Annotated in this window: 16 protein-coding genes; 9 read left to right on the forward strand and 7 right to left on the reverse strand. The window is 72.4% G+C overall.

Annotated elements, in window-relative coordinates; all coding sequences use genetic code 11:
- Positions 1-6 precede the first annotated feature (6 nt).
- Both ABT324_RS19955 and ABT324_RS19960 read right to left on the reverse strand, forming a co-directional pair.
- Positions 7-1,446 (reverse strand): aldehyde dehydrogenase family protein, encoded by a 1,440-nt coding sequence (locus ABT324_RS19955; RefSeq protein ID WP_351179371.1) that lies wholly within the window; start codon positions 1,444-1,446, stop codon positions 7-9.
- 100 nt (positions 1,447-1,546) lie between these two features.
- The gene (locus ABT324_RS19960; RefSeq protein WP_351179374.1) at positions 1,547-2,827 is read right to left on the reverse strand and encodes an MFS transporter; all 1,281 of its coding nucleotides are present in this window, start codon (positions 2,825-2,827) and stop codon (positions 1,547-1,549) included.
- A 95-nt stretch (positions 2,828-2,922) separates the two neighbouring features.
- On the opposite strand from ABT324_RS19960, the gene ABT324_RS19965 reads away from it, so the two are divergent.
- From ABT324_RS19965 to ABT324_RS19975, 3 genes are all read left to right on the forward strand, one after another.
- Positions 2,923-3,606, forward strand: coding sequence for a GntR family transcriptional regulator (locus ABT324_RS19965; RefSeq protein WP_351179377.1), 684 nt, complete (start codon positions 2,923-2,925; stop codon positions 3,604-3,606).
- 141 nt (positions 3,607-3,747) lie between these two features.
- Positions 3,748-4,572, forward strand: coding sequence for an AraC family transcriptional regulator (locus tag ABT324_RS19970; RefSeq protein WP_351179380.1), 825 nt, complete (start codon positions 3,748-3,750; stop codon positions 4,570-4,572).
- Positions 4,573-4,576: 4 nt separating this feature from the next.
- Positions 4,577-4,969 carry a VOC family protein gene (locus ABT324_RS19975; RefSeq protein ID WP_351179383.1) on the forward strand — a complete coding sequence of 131 codons (393 nt, stop codon included), beginning with the start codon at positions 4,577-4,579 and terminating at the stop codon, positions 4,967-4,969.
- Between the two features lie 67 nt (positions 4,970-5,036).
- On the opposite strand, the gene ABT324_RS19980 is transcribed toward ABT324_RS19975, so the two are convergent.
- The 3 genes from ABT324_RS19980 to ABT324_RS19990 all read right to left on the reverse strand — a co-directional run bounded on the left by ABT324_RS19980 (position 5,037) and on the right by ABT324_RS19990 (position 7,514).
- Positions 5,037-6,185, reverse strand: coding sequence for an SPFH domain-containing protein (locus ABT324_RS19980; RefSeq protein WP_351179386.1), 1,149 nt, complete (start codon positions 6,183-6,185; stop codon positions 5,037-5,039).
- Between the two features lie 10 nt (positions 6,186-6,195).
- Positions 6,196-6,627, reverse strand: coding sequence for an NfeD family protein (locus ABT324_RS19985; RefSeq protein WP_351179389.1), 432 nt, complete (start codon positions 6,625-6,627; stop codon positions 6,196-6,198).
- A gap of 77 nt (positions 6,628-6,704) precedes the next feature.
- Complete coding sequence (locus ABT324_RS19990; RefSeq protein WP_351179392.1) at positions 6,705-7,514, reverse strand: DUF3097 domain-containing protein; 810 nt, start codon at positions 7,512-7,514, stop codon at positions 6,705-6,707.
- 139 nt (positions 7,515-7,653) lie between these two features.
- Between ABT324_RS19990 and ABT324_RS19995 the strand changes: the two genes are divergently transcribed.
- On the forward strand, positions 7,654-8,427 hold the full coding sequence (locus tag ABT324_RS19995; RefSeq protein WP_351179452.1) for an Rv1486c family protein: 774 nt from the start codon (positions 7,654-7,656) through the stop codon (positions 8,425-8,427).
- A gap of 57 nt (positions 8,428-8,484) precedes the next feature.
- Here the strand turns inward: ABT324_RS19995 and ilvA are convergent, their stop codons facing one another.
- Positions 8,485-9,735: a threonine ammonia-lyase IlvA gene (gene ilvA / locus ABT324_RS20000; protein WP_351179395.1), complete on the reverse strand. Its 1,251-nt coding sequence runs from the start codon at positions 9,733-9,735 to the stop codon at positions 8,485-8,487.
- 101 nt (positions 9,736-9,836) lie between these two features.
- Here ilvA and ABT324_RS20005 point away from each other — a divergent pair, with 101 nt between their 5' ends.
- Positions 9,837-10,655, forward strand: a complete 819-nt coding sequence (locus ABT324_RS20005) for a universal stress protein (protein WP_351179398.1) — start codon at positions 9,837-9,839, stop codon at positions 10,653-10,655.
- 4 nt (positions 10,656-10,659) lie between these two features.
- On the opposite strand, the gene ABT324_RS20010 is transcribed toward ABT324_RS20005, so the two are convergent.
- A complete protein-coding gene (locus ABT324_RS20010; RefSeq protein WP_351179401.1) occupies positions 10,660-11,058 on the reverse strand; it encodes a DUF5313 family protein in 399 nt (132 codons plus the stop codon).
- 138 nt (positions 11,059-11,196) lie between these two features.
- Here ABT324_RS20010 and ABT324_RS20015 point away from each other — a divergent pair, with 138 nt between their 5' ends.
- The 4 genes from ABT324_RS20015 to ABT324_RS20030 all read left to right on the forward strand — a co-directional run bounded on the left by ABT324_RS20015 (position 11,197) and on the right by ABT324_RS20030 (position 15,965).
- Positions 11,197-12,492, forward strand: a complete 1,296-nt coding sequence (locus ABT324_RS20015; protein ID WP_351179404.1) for a nickel pincer cofactor-dependent isomerase, group 22 — start codon at positions 11,197-11,199, stop codon at positions 12,490-12,492.
- Positions 12,493-12,681: 189 nt separating this feature from the next.
- Positions 12,682-13,221 carry a GNAT family N-acetyltransferase gene (locus ABT324_RS20020; RefSeq protein WP_351179407.1) on the forward strand — a complete coding sequence of 180 codons (540 nt, stop codon included), beginning with the start codon at positions 12,682-12,684 and terminating at the stop codon, positions 13,219-13,221.
- A 153-nt stretch (positions 13,222-13,374) separates the two neighbouring features.
- Positions 13,375-14,868, forward strand: coding sequence for an LCP family protein (locus ABT324_RS20025; protein ID WP_351179410.1), 1,494 nt, complete (start codon positions 13,375-13,377; stop codon positions 14,866-14,868).
- 461 nt (positions 14,869-15,329) lie between these two features.
- Positions 15,330-15,965 carry a carbonic anhydrase gene (locus ABT324_RS20030; protein ID WP_351179413.1) on the forward strand — a complete coding sequence of 212 codons (636 nt, stop codon included), beginning with the start codon at positions 15,330-15,332 and terminating at the stop codon, positions 15,963-15,965.
- Positions 15,966-16,026 lie beyond the last annotated feature (61 nt).

A 16,026-nucleotide genomic window follows, 5' to 3' on the forward strand; every position in this document is an offset into this window, starting at 1 on the left:
CGCAGCTCAGTCCTCGTCCAACGCGGTCATGACGTGCTTGATCCGGCTGTACTCCTCCAACCCGTAACGGCCGAAGTCCCGCGCCGAAGCCGAGTGCTTGAAACCGCTGTGCGGCATCTCCGCCGCCAGCGGGTGGTGCGTGTTGATCCACACCGTGCCCGCCTGCAAGCTGCGCGACATCCGCATCGCCCGCGCGTGGTCACGCGTCCACACACTCGCCGCCAGCCCGTAGCGCACGCCGTTGGCCAGCTGCACCGCCTCCTGCTCGGTCTCGAAGCGCTGCACCGTCAGCACCGGACCCAGGACCTCGTTCTGCACCAACTCGTCGTCCTGCTCCACCCCGGCCACCACCGTCGCCTCGTGGAAGAACCCCCGCCCACCCCGGCGGTTGCCCCCAGCCAGCACCCGCGCGTGATCCGGCAACCGGGCCAGGTGCGCCTGCACCAGCTCCAACTGGCCGAGGCTGTTCAACGGACCGAACCCCGCATCCGGGTCCTGCGGCGGTCCCGGCCGCATCGCCTCGGCCCACCGCACCAGCTCCGCCACCAACTCCTCGTAAGCGCCCGGACCCGCCAGCACCCGGCTGGCCGCCGTGCAGCTCTGCCCCGCGTTGCCGAACGCCGCCACCGCGATCCGCCGGGCCGCCCGCTCCACGTCGGCGTCGTCGAACACCACCGCCGGGGCCTTGCCGCCCAACTGCAGGTGCGCGCGCTTGAGATCAGCCGCCGCCGACCCCGCGACCTCCATGCCCGAGCGCACCGTGCCGGTGATCGAGAACATCCCCGGCACCTCGTGCGCCACCATCGCACGACCGCTGTCCCGGTCCCCGCAGATCAGGTTCAACACCCCGGCTGGCAGCTGCTCCCCCGCGATCTCGGCCAGCAACGCCGAGCTCACCGGCGTGGTCTCGGCGGGTTTGAGCACCACGGTGTTGCCCGCGGCCAACGCCGGGGCGACCTTCGCCGCCGCCAGCAGCAGCGGATGCGTCCAGGACGTGACCTGCGCGCACACCCCGATCGGCTCGCGCCGCGAGAACGAGGTCAACCCCGGCTGGTACTCACCGCCCGCCCCGTCCTCCTGCACCCGCGCCGCCCCGGCGTAGAAGCGGATCAGGTCCACCGCCATCGGCAGCTCGTCGTCGCGCACCACCGACCACGGCTTGCCGGTGTTGCGGCACTCGGCCAGCACCAGCTCCTCGGCGCGGTCCTCCATCGCGTCGGCGACCTCCAGCAACACCTGCTGGCGCTGCCGCGGAGTGGTCCGCGACCACGACTCGAACGCCGCGGCCGCCACCGCCATCACCGCGTCCACATCCATCCACCGGGTCAGCGGACTGGTGCCGTACTCCTCACCGGTGCTCGGGTCGACCAGCGGCAGGGTCTCCCCCGCCAAGGTCCCCGCGGGGCCGCCATCGACGTAGTTGTGCAGTTCCAGCGCCGTGGTCAAGGACAACCTCCATCGCTGGGCCGACCGCCACCGGCCGACCGGGTGCTACGTCCGCTGCCCGACCCTATCCGCACCACCGCGCGGGTGGGGCGGGGCGCGCTCAGCCGATCGACTGCCGGTCGCGCAACCACCACTGCGCCGCGGTGCCCAGCACCAGCAGCACCAGCACCGGGGCGAACGCCCACCGGTAGGCCTGCGCCGCGGGCAGGAACGACACGAACTGCAGCACCAGGCCCACCAGCAGCTGGATCAGCACCGAGGCGCTGAACCCACCCATGTTCACCACACCCGAAGCGGTGCCCGAGCGGTGCTCGGCGTTGGCCATCCGCGCGCCGTCGAAGGCCAGCATGGCCGACCCGCCACCGACACCGATGACCACCAGCGCCACCACCAGCACCGGCATCGGCAACACGCCCGGCCAGCCGACCAGCACCGCCCACACCGCCGCCACGGCGCAGGACAGGCCCAGCGTGAACCGGTCGCGCCGCCGCGGGCGACCGGAGATGAACTGGCCAGCGAACCACGACCCCGCGATGAAGCCCAGCACGCTGATCAGCAGCAGCGAGCCGACCTCGGCCTGGCCGCGCCCCTGCGACTCGGTCAACCACGGCCCGCCCCACAGCGTCGTCACCGCGACGAACTGCGCCATGAGCACGAAGTGCACCCAGAAGGAGTGCTTGGTACCCCGCTGCGCGACGACGTGGCGCAGGGTGTGGGCGATGCGCTCCGGCGGCGGCGCGGGCTCGCTGGCGACCGCAACATGGCCCGGCCGGTCGCGGATCGCCAAGCCCGCCACCAGCGCCAGCCCCGCGGTCAGCACCGCCGCCCCGGCGAAGGTGGGCATCCAGCCGAGACCGTGCAGGGCCAGCCCCAGCGGCAGCGTGGAGACCACCTGCCCCAGGCCCCCGGCCAGGCCGGTGATCGCCGCGACCTTGCCGAACCGGTGCGGCGGGAACCAGTGCGCGGCCAGCCGCAGCACGTTGGTGAACATGAACGCGTCGCCGAAGCCGATCAGCATCCGCCCGGCGAGGCCGCCGACGATCGACCCGCTCACCGCGAACACCGCCGAGCCCGCGGCCAGCGCGACCATGCCGCCGGTGATCACCTTCCGCGGCCCCAGCCGGTCGGCCAGCACCCCGGACGGCACCTGCAGCACCAGGTAGATGCCCAGCTGCAGCGCGGAGAACAGCGACAGCACCGCCGGTCCGACGGCGAACCGCTGCAACGCCTCCGGCGCGGCCACGCCCAGGCTGGCGCGGTGGAACAGCGCCGCGCAATAGCAGAGGGCGCCAATCCCCCACACCAGCCACGCGGTGCGCGATGAGGTGCCGTGATCGGCCCGCGTGGGGCTTGGTTGCGGGGCGGTGGCCGTGCCGGACAACTCAGGACTCCTCTCCGGAAAACTTGTACACACCATAGATACAAGTCGGGTGGAAGTACGATGACCTCGTGTCGAGCGCAACACCACGCGAAACCGTGTCCTCCACCACTGCGACCTCCCCCGAGGCGCCCGCCGCCGACCGCGCCTACCAGCACGTCAAGGCCGGACTCCTGGACGGCAGCTACCCCGACGGCGAGCTGCTGTCCGAAGGCGAGGTGGCCAGCGCACTGCAGATGTCCCGCACGCCGGTGCGCGAGGCCTTCCTGCGCCTGCAGACCGAAGGCTTCCTGCGGCTGTACCCCAAGCGCGGAGCACTCGTCGTGCCGGTCACCGCCACCGAAGCCCGCGCGGTCGTGGAAGCCCGCCTGGCGCTGGAGAGCTTCGCCATCGACAAACTCGCCGCACAGGGCGACGGAGCGATGACCGCCATCGGCGAAAAGCTCGCCGCGCACCCGGCCTGCGACACCGCCGAGCTCAGCGACGCCGGCATGCACGAAGCCGACCGGGCCTTCCACGCCGCGCTAGTCGCCGCGGCCGGCAACCCCGTGGTCGCGGACCTCTACAACGCCCTGCGCGACAAGCAGATGCGCATCACCGCCACAGCCCGCACGCACACCGCCCGCCCCCGCATCACCCACCAGCACGCCCAGGTCGCGGCGGCGCTGCGCGACGGCGACGCGGCGCTGGCCAAGTCCCGGCTGCGCGAGCACCTGCTCGGCACCGTCCGCGCCTTCGGCGTCGCCGGCGGCCCCTACCTCGACCCGGACTCCGCCCTCTGAGCGGTCTTCCCAGGAACGTGCAGGCGTGACGTGCCGCTTGGTGCTTTAATTTCGGTCGACACTGACATAATCAATATGACAAAATCGGGACCCACCGCTGGGCGGACCACGGACGTCAGGAGCAGCGCCTAACCTCAGGACGTGGTCACGTCGCAGTACGTCAAGGCAACCCCACCACCCCGCCTGCGGGCGCTGATCAGCGACATCAGCGGGTACCGGCTGCGGTCCGCGCCAGGCGTGCACCGCGGCCTGCCCTCACCGAGCCTGACCGTGATCATCACGCTGGACGAGACGGTGGACGTCACCTTCGACAGCGGGCAGCACGTGTCCTGCACCGCGCTCATCGGCGGGCTGCACAGCAAGCCCGCGACGATCGAGCACGGCGAACTCCAGCACGGCATCCAGCTGGGCCTCACCCCGCTCGGCGCCCGAGCCCTGCTGGGGGTGCCCGCCGGTGAACTCGCCGACACCGGCCTCCACCTGGCCGACCTGCTCGGCCCGGCCGCCACCGAGCTCACCGAGCGGCTGCGATTGGCGAGCACCTGGAGCGAACGGTTCGACCTGCTCTGCTCGACGCTGCACCGGCTCGCCACCCCGGCCGCACTGCCCTCCCCCGAGCTCGGCTGGGTCTGGCGGCGGATGTCCGAGACCGACGGGCACGTCCCCATCGCCGAGCTGGCCAGCGAAGTGGGCTGGACCCGCCAGCACCTCGGCGCGCGGTTCCGCCGCGAATTCGGCCACTCCCCCAAGCTGCTGGGGCGCGTGCTGCGCTTCCAAGCCGCCCGCAGCCGGCTCATCGCCGGGTGCCCGGCGAGCTTGGCCGACATCGCCGCCGACAGCGGCTACACCGACCAAGCCCACTTCAACCGGGACTGGCGGGCGTTCACCGGCGCCACCCCATCGCGGTGGATCGCCGAAGAGCTTCCATTCGTCCAAGGCGCCCAGCAGCTCGGCACCGCATCCTGAGGCCATGACGAACACAGCACCCATCGGGATCTGGCCACTGATCCCCTACCTGGACAAGAAGGCGGGCATCCGCTTCCTGGTCGAGGCGTTCGGCTTCGAGGAAGCCCTGATCGTGCCCGGCGAGGACGGCGAGGTCGTGCACGCCGAACTCCGCTGGCCGCGCGGCGGCGGCGTCATGCTCGGCACCTGCGACCCGGAAAGCCCGTTCGCCCAGCAGAAGGGCTCCGTGAGCAACTACGTGGTCGCCGACGACGTCGACGCGCTGTACGAGCGCGCCCTGGCCGCCGGTGCCGAACCGGTCTACGAGCCGAAGGACCAGGACTACGGCTCGCGCGACTTCGTCGTGCGCGACCCCGAGGGCAACCTCTGGAGCTTCGGGACCTACTCGGGGACCTGAACACCCCTGGGGACGAAACGAGGGCGCCCGCACGCAGCGTGCGGGCGCCCTCGTGGTCTCGCCTGGGTCAGCTGGGCTGGTCCGGCGGCGCGATCTGGCTGCCGAGCGTCGGGCTCGGCACCTCCTTGCGGGCCACCGCCTCGGCAGCGCGCACCGCCTCGGCGACCTCCGGCGTGGTGGAGGTGTCGAACCAGGCCTTGACCGACTCCTCTTCCTCCTCCGGCACCGCGGTCGGCGGCTCCTCCTTCGGCGGCTCGTAGCGGAACACACCGTCGTCACCAGGCGCGCCGAGCATCCGCGCGAAGCCCTCCAGCGACTTGCCGAAGTCGCTGGGCACCACCCACACCTTGTTGGCGTCGCCCTGCGCCATCTGCGGCAGCGTCTGCAGGTACTGGTAGGCCAGCAGCTCCGGCGTCGGCTTGCCGCGCTTGACCGCCGCGAACACCTTCTCGATCGCCTTGGCCTGGCCCTGCGCCTGCAGGTACCGGCTGGCCCGCTCACCCTGCGCCCGCAGGATGCTGGACTGCCGCTCGGCCTCGGCCGCCAGGATCGCCGCCTGCTTCTGACCCTCGGCCGCCAGGATCGCCGCCTGCTTCTCACCCTCGGCGGTCTTGATCGCCGACTCCCGGGCACCCTCGGCGTTGAGGATCATCGCGCGCTTCTCCCGGTCGGCGCGCATCTGCTTCTCCATCGAGTCCTGGATGGACGGCGGCGGGTCGATCGCCTTGAGCTCGACCCGCGCGACGCGGATGCCCCACCGGCCCGTCTCCTGGTCCAGCACCCCGCGCAGCTGCGTGTTGATCGCGTCGCGGGAGGTCAGCGTCTCCTCCAGGCTCATCGCGCCGACCACGTTGCGCAGCGTCGTGGTGGTCAGCTGCTCCACCGCGACGATGTAGTTGGAGATCTCGTACACCGCCGAGCGCGAGTCCGTGACCTGGAAGTACACCACGGTGTCGATCGACACCGTCAGGTTGTCCTGGGTGATCACCGGCTGCGGTGGGAACGACACCACCTGCTCGCGCAGGTCGATCTTGGCGCGCACCCGGTCCAGGAACGGCACCAGGAACGTCAGCCCGGGCTCGGCCACCGAACGGAACTTGCCGAGCCGCTCGATCACCGCCGACTGGGCCTGCGGCACCACCATCACCGACTTCACCGCGATGATCAGCACCAGCAGCACCACGACCACCAGGACGATCAGTCCGCCAAACTCCACCCTCATCTCCTCACAGCTCGGCCGACACCACTGCCGTCGCGCCCGCGATCTCGATCACCACGACGGACTGACCCGCCTCGATGACCTGCGTCTCGTCCAACGCCCGCGCCGACCACACCGCACCGTCGATGCGCACCTGCCCACCATGGACATCCACTGTGGACTCCGCTACCGCTCGCTTGCCCACCAACGCGTCCACATTGGTCTTCAGCTCCAGCGGCTGGGTCAGCCGACGCTTGAGCGCGGGGCGCGCGATGAAGATCAGCCCCAGCCCCAGCACCGCGAAGACCACGGCATCCACCGGCAGCGGTGCCCCCAGCGCGGACGCCCCGGCAGCCCCCAGCGCCGCGGCGCCGAGCATCACCAGGACGAACTCGCCGGAGAGGACCTCAGCGGCGACCAGCAGCACCCCGGCGATCAACCACAGCAGCGCGGGCGTCATACCCCCATGGTGGCAGACGCCCGAGCAGGGCGAGACCGCATCCGGGCGGTGTGATCAACGTGTGACTTCTGTCCGGTTCACCGACCCGGCACCGTCACGAAGTCGATGAGCTGCTCCACTGCGGCCAGCAGCGGTGCCTCGACGTCGCGGAAGCCGGACACCCCGGCCAGCACCCGCCGCCACCCGTCGGCCGGTTCGCCCCAGCCCAGCTGCGCGCACACGCCCTGCTTCCAGTCGGTGCCGCGCGGCACCCGGGGCCAGGCGGGGATGCCCACCGCCCGCGGCTTCACCGCCTCCCAGATGTCCACGAACGGGTGACCGGTGATGAGCACGTGCGGATCGTCGATGCCCTCGACCAGCCGGGACTCCTTGCTGCCGGGCACCAGGTGGTCGACCAGCACCCCGACCCGCTGCCCCGGCCCGGGGCCGAACTCGGCGAGCAGCCCGGGCAGGTCGTCGACGCCGTGCAGCGGCTCCACCACCACGCCCTCGACCCGCAGGTCGTGCCCCCAGATCCGCTCCACCAGCTCGGCGTCGTGCAGGCCCTCGACCCAGATCCGACTGCCGCGCGCGGTGCGCGCCCGCACGCCCTCGACCCGCACCGAACCCGACGCCGACCGGGCGGGCCCGCGCCGCACCGCGGCGGGCACCGGCACCAGCGTCACCGGCCTGCCCTCGTGCAGGAACGCCGCCGGGCGCACCGGGAACAACCGCTGCTTGCCGTGGCGGTCCTCCAGCACCACGTTGCCCTTCTCCACCCGCAGCACCGCTCCGCAGAACCCGCTGGCCGGGTCCTCGACCACCAGCCCCGGTTCAGCGGGGATCTCGGGCACCTTCTTGCGGCGCGGGCCCGCCAGGACGTCCTTGCCGTAGTCAACCGAGCGCACGAGGCGTAACGGTAATCCGATCGGGCGGCCCGCGGGGTGCGGCGCGCCGCGCCGAGCAGATCACACTCGCCCGCCCCCCGGCGCGCACCCGGCCGCCGAGTCCGTACCCTTTCTCGACGTGCCTTGCCCAAGCGCCACGATGGTTGTCTGGACGTCCGCCTGGCTGCACGGTGCAGCCGCCTCGGACGACGTGCTCGACGCCCTGCAGACCTGGGCCGAATCGCAGGAAGTTCGCGCCGCCGACGAAGAACTGGCCGCGCGGCTGGACCTCCCCGGCCCGCACGACACCCCCGCCGGTCCCGCCCTGCTGCTGGCCGCGCTGCGCAAGGCGGGCGCGGCCGACGGCGAGCTGGTGCTGCCGGTCCCCGGCGACGCCCGCGGCCTCGGCGGGTCGAGCCCCTTCGCGAAGCTGGCCATGCGCGTCGGTGAAGCCGTCGTGCTGCCCGACCCGGGTCTGGGGCTGGTCCCGGAGCGCGTCGCCGAGGGGATCCGGCGTTGGACGGTGTTCGACGTCGGCGAGCTGCCCCCGGCCGAGCACCTGCCGATCGGCGAGGCCGAGCACGGCATGGCCTCGGCGATGCGCGAGGCCGCCACCGCGCTGATCGAACTCGGGGTGGCCAAGCAGCGCCCCGGCGTGCGCGAGGAGATCGCCGCGACGGTCGCCTCCCGACCGGCCCCCGACTGGCCCGAGGCCATCCCCCAGCGCACCCTGCGGATCCTGCAGCGCGCCGCCGAGGTCGAAGCCATCCTGTGGGTGGCCACCGACGACTCGCCCGGCGGTGCCCTGTCCGCCTCGGCGATCCGGGCCCGCACCGACGCGCTGCGCCCGCTGTTCGACGCGGTCCGCGCGGCGCGCCGCGCCTCGGTGGCCGAGATGGTCCGCACCCTGGCCGACCGCGCAACCCACTCCTGACCAGCGAAAAGCCCCTTCCGCCCAGGCCAGGTGGAAGGGGCTCTTCTCGTGCTCGGGTCAGAGCAGGAACGAGAACAGCGGGGAGCCCGGCGAGACCTGCTCGATCTGCAGCGGCGACTCCTTCATCCGCCGCAGCAGGCCCTCCAGCTCGTCGGCGCGGTCCAGCTCGATGCCCACCAGCGCCGGACCCGTCTCGCGGTTGTTCTTCTTGACGTACTCGAAGGCCACGATGTCCTGGCCCTCGTCGAGCACGTCGTCCAGGAAGTGCCGCAGCGCGCCCGGCTCCTGCGGGAACGTCACCAGGAAGTAGTGCCGCAACCCCTCGTGCAGCAGGGAGCGCTCCACCACCTCGCCGTAGCGGCTCAGGTCGTTGTTGCCGCCCGAGACCACGCACACCACCGAGCCCTGCACCGGGCGCTCCAGCGGCAACCGGGCCGCAGCGCTGGCCAGCGCGCCCGCCGGCTCGGCGATGATGCCCTCGGTTTGGTACAGCTCGATCATCTCGGTGCACACCGCGCCTTCCGGCACCGCCACGACCTCGTCCACCAGCTCCCGGACCACGCGGTAGCTCAACTCGCCGACGCGCCCGACCGCGGCGCCGTCGACGAAGGTGTCCACCTCGGGCAGCGCGACCGGTCCCCCGTGCTCCAGCGCGGCGCGCATGCTGGCCGCCCCAGCGGGCTCGGCGCCGACCACCCGGGTGTCCGGGAAGTGCTCCTTGAGCCACAGCACGACACCCGCCAACAGGCCACCCCCACCGACCGGCACGATCACGGTGTCCACCGGCCCGTCGTGCTGCTCGGCGATCTCCAGGCCGACGGTGCCCTGCCCGGCGATGGTGCGCGGGTCGTCGAAGGGGTGCACGTAGACGGCGCCGGTGCGCTCGCTGTCCTGCCGGGACGCCTCGCTGGCCTCGTCGAAGGAGCTGCCGACGATGATCGGCTGCACCCACTCACCGCCGATCTCGGCGATGCGGCGCCGCTTCTGGCGAGGCGTGTTGGCCGGCAGGTACACCCGGCCCTCGATCTCCAGCTCGCGGCAGGCGAAGGCCAAGCCCTGCGCGTGGTTGCCCGCGCTGGCGCACACCACGCCGCGCTCGCGCTCCTCGGCACCGAGCGAGGAGATCAAATTGTACGCGCCGCGCACCTTGTAGGAGCGGCACACCTGCATGTCCTCGCGCTTGAAGCGCACCGGGACACCCAGCTCGCCGCTGAGGCGGCCGCTGGTCTCCAGCGGCGTGCGCCGGACCACCTGCCGCAGGCGGGTACCGGCTCGGAAGATCGCTGCGGGACTCAACACTTCGGCCACCTAACGATACTAAAGGCGCAGGTCGATCCCACTGCGCTCGGGTGCTGCCCCACCACTGAGCGCGCACACTGGGCACGGAGCGCCTGGAGGGGGCAGTCGCGATGGGCACATCGGTCGTGGCAGGCGTCGACGGGTCACCGCCGTCGGGTCGGGCGGCGTTGTGGGCCGCGACCGAGGCCGCCCGGGGCGGGTGGCCGCTGCACCTCGTGCTGGTCAACGACGACCCCGCCCGCGCCGACCAGGCCGAGCAGACCCTCGCGGAGCTGGTCGAGCGGTGCCGCCTGGCCAGGCCGGAGCTGGTGCTCACCGGCGAGGTCACCGAGGGCCACCCCGCCCGGGACCTGGTGCACCGCAGCGAGCAGGCGCAGCTGCTGGTCGTCGGGTCACGCGGGTACGGCGCGTTCCGGGAGGTGCTGGTCGGGGCGATCAGCACGACCGTGGCCACGCACGCCCGCTGCCCGGTCGTGGTGGTGCGCGGCGCCGCTCGGGCGAACGGGCCGGTGGTCGTCGGGGTCGACGACTCCCCTGGTAGCCAGGTCGCCCTGCGACACGCCTTCGACTGCGCGGCCCGTCGACGCGCCGAGCTGATCGCGGTGCAGGCCCTGCCGGACGCCTACTTCACCGCCGACGTCTACCCACCCCTGGACCCGCCGGAGATCCGCACCCGCGCCGACCTGCACCTGGCCGAGCAGCTCGCCGGCTGGTGCGCCGAGCACCCCGACGTCCCGGTGCACCGCCGGGTGGCCAACCAGCACCCGGTCACCGCCCTGTGCGGCGCTGCGGAGTCCGCGCAGCTGCTGGTCGTGGGGCATCGCGGCCGCGGCGGCTTCGCCGGGCTGCTGCTCGGCTCGGTCGCCAACGGCGTCCTGCACCACGCGCCCTGCCCGGTCGCGGTGGTGCGCACATCGGTGCACCGCTGACGGGTCACTCCAGTGGCTGCTGCCGCCAGACCTCCTTGTACCGCTCGGCGGCCTCGGCGTCGCGCTGCCTGCGCACCGCAGAGCCGTGGCCAGGTGGGAACCCGTACCGCAGTAGGCGCGCATCGACGCTGTCCACCGAATTGGTCAGCACGATGCGGGCCACCACCAGCAGCCCCAGCAGCAGGGCTCCGGCCGCGATCGGCCACGCCCCGCCAAACACGCCCAAGCCCACGAACAGCACGGCGCCCAGCGGGGCGATCTGGATCAACCCGCGGATGAGGACCCGCAGCACCCACGTCCGGCAGGTGGCATCGTGCAGCACCCACTCGCGGTACTGCTCGGGCAGCCTGCCGCCGAACTGGAAGTACAACCAGCGAGCTGGACCGGGACGCTTGACCGACACCAGCCAAGCCTAACGCCCGCCCGCGGCGACCCCGGCAGCGTCCACACTGGACGAGGGCTTCCGCACGCCTGTTCGGCGTGGCACCATCGCCGGTCGATCGAGCCGACCGCGGACCAGCGCGGAGGAAGGACCTGCCGCATGTTCAACGTCGAAGCGGTCCGGCTGGCCGGAGCCGACATCGAACTGCCCAGGATGATCCCGGTCGAGCAGCGGTTCGCCGCCGAGGCGGTGGCGGACCTGGAGGGCGCCATCCGCGGCCAGGTCGCCGCGCACGACCGCGCCCACCCGGTCAGCGGCAAGCGGATCGCGATCAGCGTGGGCAGCCGCGGCATCGCCCAGCTCGACCGCATCGTTGCCACCCTGGTCGACGCGCTGGTCGACTGCGGCGCCAGCCCGTTCGTCGTCCCGGCGATGGGCAGCCACGGCGGTGCTACCGCGGCCGGTCAGCGGCAGGTGCTCGCCGAGTACGGCATCACCGAGGAGAGCATCGGCGCGCCGATCACCTCCTCGATGGAGACCGTCGTGGTCACCGAGCTCCTCGACGGCACGCCGGTGCACTTCGACGCCGGAGCAGCCGACGCCGACGGGGTCGTGGTGCTCGGGCGGGTCAAGCCGCACACCGACTTCCGCGGCACCCACGAGAGCGGCCTGGCCAAGATGATCGCCATCGGGCTGGGCAAGCACCGCGGTGCCACCACCCTGCACTCGCACGGCTTCGAGGCCTTCCACACCCTCATCCCCGCCGTGGCCGAAGCGGTGCTGCAGGTGGTCCCGGTCGAGTTCGGGCTGGCCGTGGTGGAGAATGCCTACGAGCAGGTGGCCCGGTTGGAACTGGTCCCGCCCGGCGCGCTGCTGCAGCGCGAGGCGGAGCTGCTGGTCGAGGCCAGGCGGCTGATGCCGAAGCTGCTGGTCTCCGACATCGACGTGCTGGTCGTCGACGAGATCGGCAAGGACATCAGCGGCGCCGGGATGGACCCCAACATCACCGGCCGCGCCCCGGTCAACGCCGCGCACTTCCGCGCCGTGCCGATCAGGCGCGTGGTGGTGCTCGGGCTGACCGAGCACACCGGCGGCAACGCCAGCGGCCTGGGCATGGCCGACGTGACCACGCAGCGCTGCCTGGACCAGATCGACTTCGGGTCCTTCTACACCAACTCGCTGACCTCCGGTGTGCCCGAAGGGGCGCGCATCCCGATGGCGCTGGCCAACGACCGCGACGCCATCACGGCCGCGCTGCACCTGTCCCGCGGCCCCCGCGAGCGCCCGGCCAAGGTGGTGCGCATCCGCAACACCCTGTCGTTGCCGCGCATCGAGGTCTCCGAGGCCTACGCCCAGGAGGTCGCCGACCACCCGGACCTGACCGCACTCGGCGAACCGCACGACTGGGCCTTCGACGCCACCGGCACCCTGCCGCCCCTGCCCGCGCACTCCTGACCCGCGGGTAGCTCCTCTTCCCAGGCATCCGGAACCGTCGGCCGGTCCCGAGCTTTGATTTCATTCGACACTGAAGCGACAGACATAGTAGACTTCGAAGGTGCGGAGCACGCTTCCGGAGCCGCCGAGGAAGGGCAGCAGAACTAAAATCGGATGGTTCTCCCCGAGTGGCGAAGGCGAGGGACGCCAATGGAGCCTCCCCTGACCACCGACCGGTTGATCGTGCGGGACTGGACCACCAGCGACGCCGACGTGCAGGCCGCGCTCGCGCTCTACGGCCGACCCGAGGTGACCGAGTGGCTCACCCCGGTCGTCCCCAACGTCGCCGACCTCGCCGCGATGCGCGCCGTGGTGCAGTCCTGGACCGAGTCGCAGCCGAACCTGGTCCCGCCAACCGGGCGGTGGGCGATGCAACGCCGGTCCGATGACCTGGTGGTCGGTGGGCTGGTGCTGCGGATGCTGCCGCCCTACGACCACGACGTCGAGCTGACCTGGCAGCTGCGCCCCGAGGCGTGGGGCCACGGCTACGCCACCGAGGCCGCGGTCGCGCTGCTGCGCTGGGCCTTCACCTACGACATCGACGCGGTGTTCGCCCTGACCCGCCCGGACAACACGCGGGCCATCTCCACCGCGCAGCGCATCGGCATGGAGTGGGTCGGCGAGACGACCAAGTACTACGACACCGCCCTGCAGGTCTACCGCATCCGCCCGGGCGACCTGCCCACCTAGCCGCATCTCCTCCACTGTGGACGTCCGCGGTGATCACCGAGCGTCGCTGGAACTGGCCGCGATCGGATGATCTGCTGCGGGCCCCGATGAGTGCGATCCTGGAACGGGTCTTCGACCCACCGCACCGCACGGCCGCACCCCACCGGAGGGACCTTGCCGCCCCAGTCCAGGACCACCTACCGCCAGCCCGCTCCCCCACCCCGCCCGCTCCGGCGCCGCCCGCGCTCCGGCCCGCGGGTGGCGGTGACGGTGCTGTCCGTGCTGGTGCTGGTGGTGACCGGGTACGGGTGGAGCAACTACCGGGACCTGCTCAACGGGCTGGCCACCAGCGACGTCACCGACGGCGCCGGGGCCGACGGGGCCGTGGACATCCTGCTGGTCGGGATGGACAGCCGCACCGACGCGCACGGCAACCCGCTGCCCGAGGACGTGCTGCGCGAGCTGCACGCCGGGGAGAACGACGCGGCGCTGACCGACACGATCATCCTGCTGCACATCCCCAACGACGGGTCCAGCGCGACCGGGTTCTCCTTCCCCCGCGACTCCTACGTGCACATCCCCGGCCACGGCCGCCACAAGATCAACTCGGCGTACTCCCGCGGCAAGGAGAACGCCGTCGCGGCGGGCACCAGGCGCGGCGTCACCGACCAGGCGCAGCTGACCCGCGAGGGCGGCGACGCCGGGCGCAAGCTGCTGGTGCGCACCGTCGAGCAGCTGACCGGGGTGTCGGTGGACCACTACGCCGAGGTCAACCTGCTCGGGTTCGCGCGCATCACGCAGGCCGTCGGCGGGGTTCCGGTGTGCCTGCGGGCGGCGACGAAGGACAGCTACTCGGGGGCGGACTTCCGCGCCGGACCGCAGACCATCTCCGGACCCGACGCGCTGGCGTTCGTCCGGCAGCGCCACGGCCTGCCGCGCGGCGACCTCGACCGCGTGGTGCGCCAGCAGGCGTTCCTGTCCGGGCTGACGCAGTCGATGCTCTCCGGTGGGGTGCTGGCCAACCCCGCCCGGTTGCAGGAGCTGATCGGCTCGGTCCAGGACTCGGTGGTGCTGGACCGCGACTGGGACGTGCTCGCCTTCGCCGAGCGGATGCGCGGGCTGGCCGGGGGCGCGGTCCGGTTTACCACGATCCCGATCGAGGACGCCGACTACGACACCCCGGCGGACGGCCAGGCGGTGCTGGTCGACCCGCGCGCGGTCCGGGCGGCGGTCAACCGCACCATCGACCCGTCGGCCCCACCCGAGCCGGCGAGCGAGGAGACCGGCGCGGCCACCGTGGACGTGCTCAACGCGACCCGCACCTCGGGCTTGGCGCAGCGGGTGCGGTCGGAGCTGTCCCAGCGGGGCGTGCCGGTGGGCAAGGTCGGCAACACCGGGTCCCGCAGGTACTCGGTGGTGCAGTACGCGCCCGGCGCTGCCGCCACCGCCGAGGAGGTCGCTTCGCTGCTCGGCGGGCTGTCCACGGAGGAGAACGGATCCGTGCCGAGCGGGCGGGTGCAGGTGCTGATCGGCAGCGACTACCGCGGTCCGGCTGCCCCGAGGTTCGCGCCGCCGCAGGCCGTCGTGCTCGACGGACCGGCCCGGCAGCAGAGCACCACCCCCGACCCCGCCACGATCACCGCGGACGGCATCCCCTGCGTCAACTGACCCGAGGCTGATCGGTGGTGAGGCAGCCCCCTCGCCCGTCTCACCACCGACCAGCGCGGCTGGTGGCTACCCCCAGCGACTCAACCGCCAGCCCGCCGCAGCGGCGCCGCCGCTGCCCGGTCGTCGGAAAGCCCTCGAAGGGGTTCGTCCAGACCCCTGCGCCGGTGGTGCGTCGTCGGTCAGCTCGGGAACCGGCAGCTGGATGATCAACAGCCCCAGCATCGTCGAGCGCCGCGGTGCGCCGGGGTCTGGAACGGGTCCACCGCTGGATGACGATACGCCGGGCGCGGGGCCGCCGCGAGCTCCCAGAACGCCTGCGCTGGGCGGCTGTGCGCGCACAATCACCGTTCCGGGTCGCTGGTTCTCACCCGATGCGCGGAATCGAGTGGCGCTTGTCTCAACCCCGGCATCCGGGGCCCGCGAACGGGCCGGTTCGAACCCGCGTGCGGTAGCGTTTCCGCATGTCCAACGCACCGATCTCGCCCGCGCACGCCTACCAGGTGCTGTTGGCCGGCAACCAGAGGTTCGTCGAGAACAACCACCAGCACCCGAACCAGGACGCCGACTACCGCGCCTCGCTGGCGCCCGGGCAGCGCCCGTTCGCCGTGCTGTTCGGCTGCTCCGACTCCCGGCTGGCCGCGGAGATCATCTTCGACCAGGGCCTCGGTGACCTCTTCGTGGTGCGCACCGCCGGGCAGGTCACCGGCCCCGAGGTGCTGGGCAGCATCGAGTACGGCGTCGGCGTGCTGGGCGCGCCGCTGGTGGTGGTGCTCGGCCACGACTCCTGCGGTGCGGTGACCGCGGCCCGCCAGACCGTCATCGAGGGGTCCGCCCCGCCCGGGTTCCTGCGCGACATCGTGGAGCGGGTGACGCCGAGCGTGCTGGCCGCGCGCGCCGAGGGCGGCACCGAGGTCGACGAGATCGTCGACGTGCACATCCAGCGCACCAGCGACCTGCTGCTGGAGCGGTCCACCCTGCTGGCCAAGGAGGTCGACGCGGGCCGCTGCGCGGTCGTCGGCCTGTGCTACCGCCTCACCGACGGCACGGTCCGCGAGGTCAACAGCCACGGGCTGAGTCCCCAGCCCAGCGAGGTCTGACGGCACGCAGTCACCCCCGCGCCTGGTCCAGGTGCGGGGGTGACTGCGTGCCGGGCCGCTT

The sequence above is a fragment of the Saccharopolyspora sp. NPDC000359 genome (assembly GCF_040300525.1).
GTDB lineage: Bacteria > Actinomycetota > Actinomycetes > Mycobacteriales > Pseudonocardiaceae > Saccharopolyspora.